Annotated in this window: 9 protein-coding genes; 7 read left to right on the top strand and 2 right to left on the bottom strand. The window is 66.8% G+C overall.

Annotated elements, in window-relative coordinates; all coding sequences use genetic code 11:
* Positions 1–3 precede the first annotated feature (3 nt).
* Together mntR and ACXJY8_RS12020 are read right to left on the bottom strand one after the other, a co-directional pair.
* A complete protein-coding gene (mntR, locus tag ACXJY8_RS12025; RefSeq protein ID WP_055953004.1) occupies positions 4–456 on the bottom strand; it encodes a manganese-binding transcriptional regulator MntR in 453 nt (150 codons plus the stop codon).
* Between the two features lie 104 nt (positions 457–560).
* Positions 561–1,448: a LysR substrate-binding domain-containing protein gene (locus ACXJY8_RS12020; protein WP_463769151.1), complete on the bottom strand. Its 888-nt coding sequence runs from the start codon at positions 1,446–1,448 to the stop codon at positions 561–563.
* A gap of 81 nt (positions 1,449–1,529) precedes the next feature.
* Between ACXJY8_RS12020 and ACXJY8_RS12015 the strand changes: the two genes are divergently transcribed.
* The 7 genes from ACXJY8_RS12015 (at position 1,530) to ACXJY8_RS11985 (ending at position 12,309) form a co-directional block, all read left to right on the top strand.
* Positions 1,530–1,841 (top strand): FtsB family cell division protein, encoded by a 312-nt coding sequence (locus ACXJY8_RS12015; protein WP_463780568.1) that lies wholly within the window; start codon positions 1,530–1,532, stop codon positions 1,839–1,841.
* A 142-nt stretch (positions 1,842–1,983) separates the two neighbouring features.
* Positions 1,984–3,078 carry a pyruvate dehydrogenase (acetyl-transferring) E1 component subunit alpha gene (gene pdhA, locus ACXJY8_RS12010; RefSeq protein WP_463769149.1) on the top strand — a complete coding sequence of 365 codons (1,095 nt, stop codon included), beginning with the start codon at positions 1,984–1,986 and terminating at the stop codon, positions 3,076–3,078.
* Positions 3,079–3,179: 101 nt separating this feature from the next.
* Complete coding sequence (locus ACXJY8_RS12005) at positions 3,180–4,622, top strand: pyruvate dehydrogenase complex E1 component subunit beta (protein WP_463769147.1); 1,443 nt, start codon at positions 3,180–3,182, stop codon at positions 4,620–4,622.
* 59 nt (positions 4,623–4,681) lie between these two features.
* Positions 4,682–4,963 carry a DUF5076 domain-containing protein gene (locus tag ACXJY8_RS12000; protein WP_463780566.1) on the top strand — a complete coding sequence of 94 codons (282 nt, stop codon included), beginning with the start codon at positions 4,682–4,684 and terminating at the stop codon, positions 4,961–4,963.
* 45 nt (positions 4,964–5,008) lie between these two features.
* A complete protein-coding gene (locus ACXJY8_RS11995; protein ID WP_463769145.1) occupies positions 5,009–6,454 on the top strand; it encodes a pyruvate dehydrogenase complex dihydrolipoamide acetyltransferase in 1,446 nt (481 codons plus the stop codon).
* Between the two features lie 86 nt (positions 6,455–6,540).
* The gene (gene lpdA / locus ACXJY8_RS11990) at positions 6,541–7,980 is read left to right on the top strand and encodes a dihydrolipoyl dehydrogenase (RefSeq protein ID WP_463769143.1); all 1,440 of its coding nucleotides are present in this window, start codon (positions 6,541–6,543) and stop codon (positions 7,978–7,980) included.
* A 468-nt stretch (positions 7,981–8,448) separates the two neighbouring features.
* Entirely contained in the window at positions 8,449–12,309 is a 3,861-nt protein-coding gene (locus ACXJY8_RS11985) for a glycosyltransferase (protein ID WP_463769141.1), read from the top strand.
* The last annotated feature ends 201 nt before the right edge of the window (positions 12,310–12,510 follow it).

The raw sequence follows: 12,510 nt of genomic DNA, 5'->3' as shown, positions 1-12,510 counted from the left end.
CCCTCAGGCGGATCTGGCCGTGAACAGCCGGAACGCCTCCAGGGTCTCGGCACTGACGTGGTGCTCGATGCCCTCGGCGTCGCGGCGGGCGATCTCGGGGCTGACCCCGAGGGCGCACAGGAACTGTTCGACGATGCGGTGGCGCTCCCGGCTCTGGACGGCCAGCGCCTGCCCGGCCTCCGTCAGGAACACGCCCCGATAGGGCCGCTGCTGCACCAGACCGTCCTCGGCCAGGCGCTTCAACATCTTGGCGACCGTGGGCTGGGCGACACCGAGGCGGGCGGCGATATCGACCTGGCGCGCCTCGCCGCCATCGCCGATCAAATCGGCGATGAGTTCGACGTAATCCTCGACGAGTTCGAGGCGGCGCGCCTCGCGGGCCTGCCGGAAGCTCTCCACGTGGACGTCGGGGTCGACCAGGGAGGTATCAGGCGCGGAGGACGTCGAATCCTGCATGTGGCCGCCGAACTCCCCCGAACGATGGCGCCTCGAAGAGGGCCAGAGCCGGTTTGTACCGAAGCTGCGCCCCGGATGGGAGCCCCCGGGGTCGGAAAGCCGACTCAACCGCGCAGGTGGGCCACAAAATCCCGCGTGAACCGCGGCAGGTCGGCGAGCGACCGCAGGCAGATCGTGAGGTCGCGCAGCGCCCAGGCATCCTCCAGGGGGACGATGGCCAGCGGCATGGTGCGGGCCGCCCGAGCCGCGGTGGTCTCGGGCACGATGCCGAGGCCGACGTCGCAGGCCACCAGCCTGCAGATCGCGTCGAAGCTGCGCAGCTGCACCCGGAGCCGCATCGGCGGGCGGCCCGTGCGCGCGGCCTTGTCGGCGAGGAACCGGGTGAGGGCGCTGGTCCGGTCGAGGCCGACCAGGGGGTGTTCGATCACCTCCGCGAAGGAAACGGAGGCGCGCACCGCGAGGGGATGCGCGGTCGCCGCCACCATGACGAAGCGGTCCTGGCGGAATGGATAGGTCTCGAGCGCGCCGGTATCGACGGTGCCGGCGACGATGCCGAGATCGGCCGAACCCTCGGCCACCAGCCCGACGATCTCGTCCGAAGTCCGCTCCTCGATATCGACGCTGACGCCGGTCTGGCGGGCGAGGAAGGCGCTGAGGACCTCGGGCAGGAACTCGGTGAGCGCGTTGGTGTTCGAGACGAGGCGGATCTGCCCCACCGTGCCGCCCGAGAAGGCGGCCAGGTCCTCCTGCATCCGGTCGATGCGGTCGAGGAGCCCGCGGGCATGGGCGAGGAGCGAGCGCCCGGCCGGCGTCGGCACCACGCCCTGGCGCCCCCGCGTCAGCAGCGCCGCCCCGAGGGTCTCCTCCATGGCCCGGATGCGCACGGAGGCGGCGGCCAGCGCGAGGTTGGCGCGCGCAGCGCCGTGGGTGATCGAGCCCGCCTCCACCACGTGCCGGAACAGCGAGAGATCAACGAGGTCGAAGCGCATCATCGGGTCCCCGGCTCCCGAAAGGGAATGGACGGCTCGCGTCGCATCAGCACTTCCTTAACCCTGCGGGTGCATCGTGCCGGCATGGTGGTCCGTCGTCGCGTCCGTGCTGTTCTGATGCCCCTCGGCCTCTACGCCGTGTCGGGCCTCGTCGTGGGCTTCTTCGTGCATCAGGCCGAGAGCGGCAACCGCGGCCTCGAAGCCAAGCGTGCCCTCAAGGTCCAGGCCCGGGCGCTGAACCAGGAGCTCACTGCGGCCAAGGCCGACCGGGCGATCTGGGAGCATCGGGTCGCCCTGCTGCGCAGCGACCAGATCGACCGCGACCTACTGGAAGAGCGTGCCCGCGTCATGCTCGGCCGCGTCCACGCCAACGACGTCGTGATCATCGATCCCTGAGACGTCCCGGAGGGCAAAACCCTTCGCCGGCGCAAGAGCTTCGCAACTGACAACTTCCCGGATCTGTCGGGCCGGCGGCCTCGCTTTCCCCGGAGGCGTGTCCTAGAACCCCTGGTGAACAGATGGTCCCGGGGAGTTGCCGATGGATGCCGCGAAGGATGCAGGCCAAGCCGCTTCCGACACAAGCCGGGCGGGGGCGAAGCGATCCGGCGGGGGTAAATCCGCGGGCGCTGCCGAGGCTCACGCACCCGCTCCGAACGCACCGCAGTTCACCCGCGAGGAAGACCTTCACGCCTACCACGAGATGCTGCTGATCCGGCGCTTCGAGGAGAAGGCCGGCCAGCTCTACGGCATGGGCCTGATCGGTGGATTCTGCCACCTCTATATCGGTCAGGAAGCGGTCGTCATCGGGATGCAGATGGCCTCGGTCGACGGCGACCAAGTGATCACCGGCTACCGTGACCACGGCCACATGCTCGCCTGCGGCATGGACCCGAAGGGCGTGATGGCCGAGCTCACCGGGCGGCGCGGCGGCTACAGCCGCGGCAAGGGCGGCTCGATGCACATGTTCTCCCGGGAGAAACAATTCTTCGGCGGCCACGGCATCGTTGGAGCGCAGGTCTCCCTCGGCACCGGCCTCGCCTTCGCCGACGCCTACAAGAAGAACGGCAATGTTAGCCTGACCTACATGGGCGACGGCGCGGCCAACCAGGGCCAGGTCTACGAGAGCTTCAACATGGCGCAGCTGTGGAAGCTGCCCGTGGTCTACGTGATCGAGAACAACCGCTACGCCATGGGCACGTCGGTGGCCCGCGCCTCGGCCCAGACCGACTTCTCCAAGCGCGGCATCTCGTTCGGTATCCCCGGCGAGCAGGTGGACGGCATGGACGTCCGCACCGTGCGCGAGGCCGCGACCCGGGCGATCCAGCATGCCCGCTCGGGAGAGGGCCCCTACATCCTCGAGATGCAGACCTACCGCTATCGCGGCCACTCGATGTCCGATCCGGCCAAGTACCGGACCAAGGACGAGGTCTCGAAGATGCGCGAGGAGCACGACCCGATCGAGATGGTGCGCAAGCGCCTGATCGAGATGCACGGCGTGCCCGAGGCCGAGCTGAAGGCGACGGACGCCAAGGTGCGCGAGACCGTGAACGAATCCGCCGAGTTCGCCACGCACGATCCCGAGCCGGATCCGGCCGAGCTGTGGACCGACATCCTGCTGGAAGCCCGGGCCTGAGCCCCGACCCGCGAAGGGGACAGGGGCCGCACGCCGCGCGAGCGGCCGCGCCCCTGCCTCGGAAGGGCTGACCCGCCTCATCCTCGATCGACGAGTATTCCATGGCGACCGACATCCTGATGCCCGCCCTCTCCCCGACGATGGAGGAGGGCAAGCTCTCGAAGTGGCTGAAGAAGGCGGGTGACCCGGTCAAATCCGGCGACGTGCTCGCCGAGATCGAGACCGACAAGGCGACCATGGAGGTCGAGGCCATCGACGAGGGCGTCCTCGCCAAGATCCTCGTCGAGGAGGGCACCGAGGGCGTGAAGGTCAATACGCCGATCGCCATCATCGCCGCCGAGGGCGAGGACGTCTCGGCGGCCACGTCCGGCGGCGGCGCCCCGAAGCCCGAGGCGTCCGCCCAGCCCGCCCCGGCACCCGACATGCAGGCCGAGGGCCAGGCCGAGAAGCCGGCGCCGAGCGCTAAGACCGGCGACGACGCGCCGAAGGCCCCGGCGGCCCCCGCCACCATCACCAACAAGGCGCCCGCGCCGGTGATGGAGGAGTTCCCGGAGGGCACCGAGATGGTCTCGACGACCGTCCGCGAGGCCCTGCGCGACGCCATGGCGGAGGAGATGCGCCGGAGCGAGGACGTCTTCGTGATGGGCGAGGAGGTCGCCGAGTATCAGGGCGCCTACAAGATCACGCAGGGGCTCCTGCAGGAATTCGGCGCCCGCCGGGTGGTCGACACCCCGATCACCGAGCACGGCTTCGCCGGCATCGGCGTCGGCGCCGCCTTCACGGGCCTGCGCCCCATCGTCGAGTTCATGACCTTCAACTTCGCCATGCAGGCGATCGACCACATCATCAATTCGGCAGCCAAGACCCTCTACATGTCCGGCGGCCAGCTCGGCTGCCCCATCGTGTTCCGCGGTCCCAACGGCGCGGCCGCGCGCGTCGGCGCCCAGCACAGCCACGACTATTCCGCCTGGTATTCCAACGTGCCGGGCCTCAAGGTCATCGCGCCCTACACCGCCTCCGACGCCAAGGGCTTGCTGAAGGCGGCGATCCGCGACCCCAACCCGATCATCTTCCTCGAGAACGAGATCCTGTACGGCCAGACCTTCCCGGTGCCGAAGCTCGACGACTTCGTGCTGCCGATCGGCAAGGCGCGAATCCACCGCCCCGGCAAGGACGTGACCATCGTGTCCTTCTCGATCGGCATGACCTACGCCCTGAAGGCGGCGCAGGCGCTCGCCGAGGAGGGCATCGAGGCCGAGGTGATCGACCTGCGGACGCTGCGCCCGATGGACACCGACACGGTGGTGGAATCGGTGAAGAAGACCGGCCGCTGCGTCACCGTGGAAGAGGGCTTCCCGCAATCGGGCATCGGCGCCGAGATCTCGGCCCGCCTGATGGTCGATGCCTTCGACTATCTCGACGCGCCGGTCCTGCGCGTCACCGGCAAGGACGTTCCGATGCCCTATGCCGCCAACCTCGAGAAGCTGGCCCTGCCCAATGTCGCCGAGGTGATCGAGGCCGTGAAGGCGGTCTGCTACCGCTGAGGGCTGCACGCGTTCACCTCCCACTCTCCCCGCGCGGGGGAGAGACCGGAGACGAGATGATGACCGAGAAATTCGAAGAACTCTCCGCCCCGCCGGATGCCATCGAGAACGGTGGCATCGAGGTTCTGCGCGCCAGCGTCGTCGATGGCGCCGTGAGCATCGCCCTGCGGCGCTCCTTCGACGACCCGGCCACCTGGGGCCGCCTGCTGGCCGACCTCGCCCGTCAGGCGGCGCGAGTCTACGCGCTGGAGACCGAGATGTCCGAGGACGAGGCCTTCGCGCGCATCAGCGCCGGCTTCGAAGCCGAGAGCCTCGACCCCGACGCACTGATTCTGAACTGACCGCCGCTCCCCCGACACCGCCCGCTGACGATCAGGATTTCCCCCATGCCGATCAACGTCCTGATGCCCGCCCTGTCGCCCACGATGGAGAAGGGCAACCTCGCCAAGTGGCTGAAGAAGGAGGGGGACGCGGTGAAGTCCGGCGACGTGCTCGCCGAGATCGAGACCGACAAGGCGACGATGGAGGTCGAGGCCATCGACGAGGGCGTGCTCGCCAAGATCCTGGTGGCCGAGGGCACCGCCGACGTGCCGGTGAACGACCTCATCGCCATCATCGCGGCGGACGGCGAGGACCCGGCCAGAGTCCAGGCCCCCGGTGGAGCCGCGGCGGCGCCGAAGGCCGATCCGTCGAAAGCGGAGACACCCAAGGCTGAGACGTCCGCCGAGAACGCCACCCCGGGCGGCGGGACGATGTCTTACGCACGCGTCAACGAGGCGCCGAATGGCGCCAAGCCCAAGGAGGCCAAGCCCGAGGGGGCCAAAAGTGCTGAGACCGCCTCAGCCCCCACGGCCGAGGGCGGCCGCGTCTTCGCCTCGCCGCTGGCCCGCCGGATCGCCAAGCAGGAGGGCGTCGACCTGGCGGCGGTGAAGGGCTCCGGCCCCCGCGGCCGGGTGATCGAGCGCGACGTCCGTGCGGCGCTCGCCGCCGGCACCGGCAAAGCCGCCCCGGCCGCCACGCCGAAAGCCGGCGAGGCACCGCAGGCGGCGCCGGCTGCGGCCGCACCCGCCAAGGCCGCGGCGCCGGCCGGCCTCACCACGGATCAGGTCCGGGGCTTCTACCAAAAGGGCACGTTCGAGGAGGTGCCCCTCGACGGCATGCGCAAGACCATCGCCAAGCGCCTCACCGAGGCGATGCAGGTGGCGCCGCACTTCTACCTGACGGTGGATTGCGAACTCGACGCGCTGATGGCGCTGCGTGAGCAGCTCAACAAGAGCGCCGGCACGACCAAGGACGGCAAGCCGCTGTTCAAACTTTCGGTGAACGACTTCGTCATCAAGGCGATGGGCCTCGCGCTGATGCGTGTGCCGACGGCCAACGCCGTCTGGGCCGAAGACCGCATCCTGCGCTTCGACAACGCCGAGGTCGGCGTGGCGGTGGCGATCGACGGCGGGCTGTTCACGCCGGTCATCCGCCGGGCCGACCAGAAGACGCTCTCCACCATCTCCAACGAGATGAAGGACTTCGCCGCCCGGGCGCGGGCCAAGAAGCTGAAGCCCGAGGAATATCAGGGCGGCGTCACCTCGGTCTCCAACCTCGGCATGTTCGGCATCAAGCACTTCACGGCCGTGATCAACCCGCCGCAATCCTCGATCCTCGCGGTGGGTGCAGGCGAAAAGCGCATCGTGGTGCGCGACGGCGCCCCGGCCGTGGCCCAGGTCATGACCGCGACCCTGTCCTGCGACCATCGCGTCCTCGACGGGGCGCTCGGCGCGGAGCTGATCTCGGCGTTCAAGGGCCTGATCGAGAACCCGATGGGAATGCTGGTGTGAGCGGACTCCCCTGATCCGTTCCCCGAGCCCGCCGAGCCCCCACCCCGGCCCCTTCCGACACGGGAGAGGGGCGCAGGAGCCCACACATGGCCGACACCTATGACATCCTCATCATCGGCGCCGGCCCCGGCGGCTACGTGGCGGCGATCCGGGCGGCGCAGCTCGGATTCCGGACGGCTGTGGTGGACCGTGAGCATCTCGGCGGAATCTGCCTGAACTGGGGCTGCATCCCCACCAAGGCGCTGCTGCGCTCGGCCGAGATCTACCACTACATGCAGCATGCGTCCGATTACGGACTGTCGGCCGAGAAGGTCGGCTTCGATACGGCCGCCATCGTCAAGCGCTCGCGCGGGGTCTCGACCCGGCTGAACGGCGGCGTCGGCATGCTGTTGAAGAAGAACAAGGTCGACGTGATCTGGGGCGAGGCCACCATCACGGCCGCCGCTAAGGGCAACCAGCCGGGGCAGGTCACCGTGAAGGAGACCACCCGCGCGCCCGCCCCGAAGGGCGCCCTGGCGGCGGGGTCGTATTCCGCCAAGCACATCATCGTCGCCACGGGCGCGCGGCCCCGCGCGATCCCGGGCATCGAGCCCGACAAAAAGCAGATCTGGACCTACTACGAGGCCATGGTGCCGGAGACGATGCCCAAGAGCCTCCTCGTCATGGGCTCGGGCGCCATCGGCATCGAGTTCGCCTCGTTCTACCGAACGATGGGCGCCGAGGTGACGGTGATCGAGCTGCTGCCGCAGATCCTGCCGGTGGAGGATGCCGAGATCGCCGGGCTCGCCCGCAAGCGCTTCGAGAAGCAGGGCATCAAGATCCTTACGGGCGCCAAGGTGACGAAGGTCGAGAAATCCGCCGACGCCGTCACGGCGACGATCGAGACCGGCGACGGCAAATTCCAGCAGCTGACGGCCGAGAAGCTGATCTCGGCGGTGGGCGTCGTCGGCAACATCGAGAGCATCGGTCTCGACAAGCTCGGCGTCGCCATCGAGCGCGGCATCGTCGTCACCGATGGCCTCGGCCGCACCAACGTGCCGGGCGTCTATGCCATCGGCGACGTCGCCGGCCCGCCCATGCTCGCCCACAAGGCAGAGCATGAGGGCGTGCTCTGCGTCGAGACCATCAAGGGCCTGCACACCCACGCCATGGACAAGGCCAAGATCCCCGGCTGCACCTATTGCCAGCCGCAGATTGCCTCCGTGGGCCTCACCGAGGCCAAGGCCAAGGAGCTGGGCTTTGCCGTGAAGGTCGGCCGCTTCCCCTTCGCGGGCAACGGCAAGGCCATCGCGCTCGGCGAGCCGGACGGCCTGGTGAAGACCGTCTTCGACGCCAAGACCGGCCAGTTGCTCGGTGCCCACATGGTCGGCGCCGAAGTCACCGAACTGATCCAGGGCTATGTCGTCGCCATGAACCTGGAGACCACCGAGGAGGACCTCATGCACACGGTCTTCCCGCACCCGACGCTCAGCGAGATGATGCACGAGAGCGTGCTGGATGCGTACGGGAAGGTGATCCACACCTGAGAGACCGGTTCCGGAGCCCCTCGCGAGATCAGGCGCCGTTCGCGCAGCGGCGGGCACAGACCATGGGACGGGACACTCGTCTTCCTCGACGGGAGCCAACGAAGCGGTGCCCGATCGGGCAGTGACCCTGCCTCTCCCATCGCCGGCCGCCGTCAAGCGGTCATGCCGCGGTCCCGCGCGTAGGCCTGTGGGAAAGCACCCCGTCGGCGTCGCGCAAGCCACCGGGGGACATCGGTGCTACACTCGTCCGGCATGGCCGGCCTACAGGGTCGCGTCGTCCGGGTCGGTCGTGGCCCGCGACCAGGCGTCCTCGAAGGGTGAAAGCTGCAGAGACCTGGGACGCATATTCCGATGTATACATGCCTGAATTGGTTTTTGTCTTATATAGTCCGGCGCGATTTTTGCTTAGTCATCTTTATCTCAGATATTTGAGTGATTGTAAGATTTTACAGCTTATCGGCGCGATAAATGACAAATGCTTTCAGTAAACAAATTCGACTGATCCATCTTTCAGTAGAAAATTATCGGTACAAGACCAAACTTAGGAAGATCGATTTCGATCCAAAGTTCTATCGCGCCTATTATCCTGACACAGCGATCTTCAACTCCGAACAGGGCCTCATCCGGCACTACGCGAGACATGGACGGCAGGAAGGCCGGTTTCCAAATGCCGCAACCCTGATCGAAGCGCTCGAGGCCGAACATGGTCCGTTGCCGGAGGACTTCGTGCCGGCACAATACAAGGTTCGGCATGGCGACTTGGCCGACATGCACGAGTCCTGGGCTCTGGCAGAGCATTATCTGCGTTTTGGAAGAAAGGAACAGCGCGAATATAAAGTCGACCTCTCAAACCTGGAACAAGAATACAAATCATTCCTGCATTCGCGTGATTTTGAGTTTTTCTACGGAAACACCAGCCAAGCTCCACCCACATTCGCCGATCTGCTCCGCGTATTAGGGGCGGGGGCGCCGAATTGGATCGCGAAGTTCAATCTCTACGAGTTCAGTGTCCTGAACGAGGCTTGGCTTCCGCATAAGCCGTTCTCCCGCATGGACGGCCTGTATCTCTTCCTGACCCGAGGATTCGAATTCCTCGCCCCGATCGCCCTGGGCGAGGAGTTCGAACCGGCTTTCTATCGGCAGCAGCTGGTCGCGCCTCCCCACGCCGGGACCGATGCCGAACTCTATCGGGATTGGCTGAGCCATGGCATCGAGCTCGGATTGAAGAGCAATGAGCGCAAGGCCCTCTTCGACCTGCTCGGCGACGCTCAGTTTCCGGCCTGCTTCGACGAAGCGGCTTATCGCCAGGCCGCGGCCCGGACCGCGCGCCCACCCCTTCCCGGCCGCTTCAATGCTTTGAGGCACTATATCGACGTCGGTTTCCCGACTCAGAACATCCAGGTTCTCGACGGAGAGCGGGCGCACCTTCTGTTCGAAAGGATTGCCGAGTTTCACCTGGGCCGGGGAAACGCCGCAACAGCACTCAAGGCGTTCGATCGCGCGATCGCCCTAAACCCCGGCACCAGCCGTCTGCACCACCGCAGAGGCGACTGCCTGGCGATGCTGGGGCGGGGTCAGGAGGCGACCGCCGATTTTGTCATCGCCTGCCGCCTGCCGGGATCGGTGCTTTGGAGTCATATCCATGCAGCGCACGGTCTGTCGCAGGAGGCCGGACGATTCGAGGATGCCATTGAGTGCTTGGAGGCGTCGGCCGCCGAGTGGCACCAATCTCCGGCTTGGCGCGCGATGGCGCACGGCCTCATCGACGATCTGTTCCGAAGGACCAGCGAGGAAGCGTTCTCCCTCCGTCGTGCCGGGAAGCGGCGCGCGGCGGACCGGGTCATGAAAGGGGTCCTCGATCGTATCGCCGATTTGATACGGCTCTGCGATCCGCTCCCGACGACGCTCCTGCGACGGTCCGTCGGGCACGTGGTGCTGATCGCCAATCAGGATCTTCCGCAATGCACCTACTACCGCGTTCAGCAAAAGGAGATGCAGCTCCTCGCAGGGGGCTGGACGGTCGAGATCATCGATCAATGGAAGATCTCCACGGCATTGCCCGCCATCGACAAAGCCAGCGCGGTCATCTTCTACCGCGTCGCCGCGTCGCCGTCGGTGGTGCACGCCATCCTGTACGCCCGCGCCCTCGGGGCGGTCACCGTCTACGATATCGATGATCTCATCTTCGATGCCGAGTTCTATCCCGAACCGCTTGCATCCTACGAAGGTCAGATCAAGCAGGAGGAGTATCTCGGCCTACAGTCCGGGGTTCCGCTCTTTCGGTATGCCATCGAGCAATGCGACGTGGGAATGGCGTCGACGAGCGCACTCGCCGATCGACTCCGCCCGCTTGTCCGGTCGCGGCAGTGCCATGTCGTCCGAAACGGGTTCGACACGCGGAACGAACAGTTCCTCGCGTATCCCCGACACCCGTTCTCCAATTCCGCGGTCACCGTCTTCTACGGGTCAGGGACCAAGGCCCACAGCCAGGATTTCACCGAGATCGTCGCTCCGGCTCTGCTCGACCTCTTCGCGCACGATGCCACCATCCGGCTCGCCCTGGCCGGCTACGTGCCGCTCGATCCGCGGTTCGACCGGTACAGGGACCGAATCTTCCGCGTCGGCTTCAATGCCGATGTCACCTCCTACTGGGAATGCCTGTCCGGGGCGGACATCAATATCGCGGTGCTGTCGCGCAACGCCGCGACGGACGCCAAGAGCGAGATCAAGTGGCTCGAGGCGGCGATGTTCGCGATCCCGTCCGTTGTCAGCCCGACCGCCACGTACCGGGACGTCCTGGTCGATGGAGTTGACGGCGTCTTCGCAGAGAGCACCGAAGATTGGGCCAGAGCGTTGAAAGCGCTCGCCTCCGATGCCGCCCTCAGGCACCGGATCGGTGACCGGGCACAGAGCAAGGCCCGCAGCACCTACGGGCTGGCCTCCGCAGTGGACATCCTAAAGCGGATGATCCCGCCTGCGCCCACCCATCCGCCCCTTCGGATCTCCGCGGGGCCGTCGGTGCGCCTCACGACGCCGGCCCCGCGCCCCCCATTGCCTCGGGAAATCAGCGTCGCGCGATCGCGCCCAGCCCGGAAACGGCGGATTCTGATCGTGAACGTATACTTCCCGCCCCATACGATCGGCGGCGCGACGCGGGTCGTGCGGGACAATGTCGATTTCTACCTCGACCACGCATCCGACGAATTCGACCTCGCGGTTCTGGCGTCGGACGACAAATCCGAGGCGACTTACCAGACCCGGGTCGACGCCTACCGAGGCATCCCGGTCTTCAGGATCGGAACGCCAGCCGAGGCGAACATGGACTGGCGGCCGTTCAACGATGCCATCGCGCCGGCGGTCGAGACATTGATGAAACAGTTCGATCCCGACCTCGTGCATTTCCACTGCATCCAGCGCCTGACGGCTACGGCCGTCGAGGTCGTCGCCGATCTAGGGGTTCCGTACATCGTCACTTGTCACGACGGCTGGTGGATCTCGGATTTCCAGTTCCTCCTCGACGAGGATGGCAGAGTGCATCATCCGTCTCCGGACCCGCTCGTGGATCGTCACGACCGCAGCTTCGGAGCGATGGAGTCCGTCGCGCGGCGGCGCAGGCTCGGCAGGCTGCTCGATGGTGCCGAGCGCGTGTTGTGCGTGTCGGACAGCTTCACCCGGATTTACCGAGAGGCCGGCGTGCGGACCGCGCAATCCGTTCCCAACGGCATGCCGAGCCTCAAGAACGTCATCGCGCGCCGCCCGAGCCCGAGCGGACGGGTGCGCCTCGGGCATATCGGCGGTCGCGCGACGCACAAGGGCGCTACCCTGATCGAGACGACCCTGCGCACGAACGCCTTCGCCCACCTTGAACTGACGCTCGTGGACCACAGCCGGACGGCCGGCGACACGTATACCGAGATCTGGGGCGCGACGCCGGTCACCATCATCGGCTTCATGCCACAGGACCAGATCGCGGACCTCTATGCGGGACTCGATGTCCTGCTCGCTCCGTCGATCTGGCCAGAAAGCTTCGGGCTCGTGACGCGCGAGGCCATAGCCTGCGGCCTGTGGGTGGTCGCCAGCGACCGGGGCGCGATCGGCGAGGATGTCGTCGAAGGCGTCAACGGATTCGTCGTCGATGTCGGTTCGCGGGACGGTCTGACCCGGGTTTTCTCCGACATGAACGAGCACCCGGACCGATATCTTGCCGTGCCGCCCGCCGGCGCGTCCGGGAAGCGAAGCGTGTCCGATCAGTGCCGGGACCTGATGGCCATCTATCACGCGTTGCTGCCGGTCGATGCTCCATCCGAGCCCGGGAGGGTATCGGACTGACCTAGGAGCCTCCGGCATTCCAGAAGCGAAGGGCGGGCATCCGCCGAGCGCCGCCGTACAGACTACCGAGGAGCCGTCTCGACGATCCGGGTTCCGGCACCTGACGAACAGAAGCCCCTGTCGCGCCATCCCGTCGCGGCGGGTTTGCGGACGGGGACGTCACGGCTTAAGTCGGAGGGTACGCCGGCCTGTCGCGGGCGA

The sequence above is a fragment of the Methylobacterium sp. TK31 genome, from assembly GCF_055361545.1.
The sequence above is the reverse complement of the archived record's forward strand: the minus strand, read 5'-3'. Positions and strand labels throughout refer to the sequence as shown.

Excerpts from the sequence above, each read along its gene's own strand:
- ACXJY8_RS12020 (WP_463769151.1), bottom strand. The coding sequence starts at position 1,448 with ATGATGCGCTTCGACCTCGTTGATCTCTCGCTGTTCCGGCACGTGGTG.
- ACXJY8_RS12015 (WP_463780568.1), top strand. The coding sequence starts at position 1,530 with ATGGTGGTCCGTCGTCGCGTCCGTGCTGTTCTGATGCCCCTCGGCCTC.
- pdhA (WP_463769149.1), top strand. The coding sequence starts at position 1,984 with ATGGATGCCGCGAAGGATGCAGGCCAAGCCGCTTCCGACACAAGCCGG.
- ACXJY8_RS12005 (WP_463769147.1), top strand. The coding sequence starts at position 3,180 with ATGGCGACCGACATCCTGATGCCCGCCCTCTCCCCGACGATGGAGGAG.
- ACXJY8_RS12000 (WP_463780566.1), top strand. The coding sequence starts at position 4,682 with ATGACCGAGAAATTCGAAGAACTCTCCGCCCCGCCGGATGCCATCGAG.
- mntR (WP_055953004.1), bottom strand. The coding sequence starts at position 456 with ATGCAGGATTCGACGTCCTCCGCGCCTGATACCTCCCTGGTCGACCCC.
- ACXJY8_RS11995 (WP_463769145.1), top strand. The coding sequence starts at position 5,009 with ATGCCGATCAACGTCCTGATGCCCGCCCTGTCGCCCACGATGGAGAAG.
- ACXJY8_RS11985 (WP_463769141.1), top strand. The coding sequence starts at position 8,449 with ATGACAAATGCTTTCAGTAAACAAATTCGACTGATCCATCTTTCAGTA.
- lpdA (WP_463769143.1), top strand. The coding sequence starts at position 6,541 with ATGGCCGACACCTATGACATCCTCATCATCGGCGCCGGCCCCGGCGGC.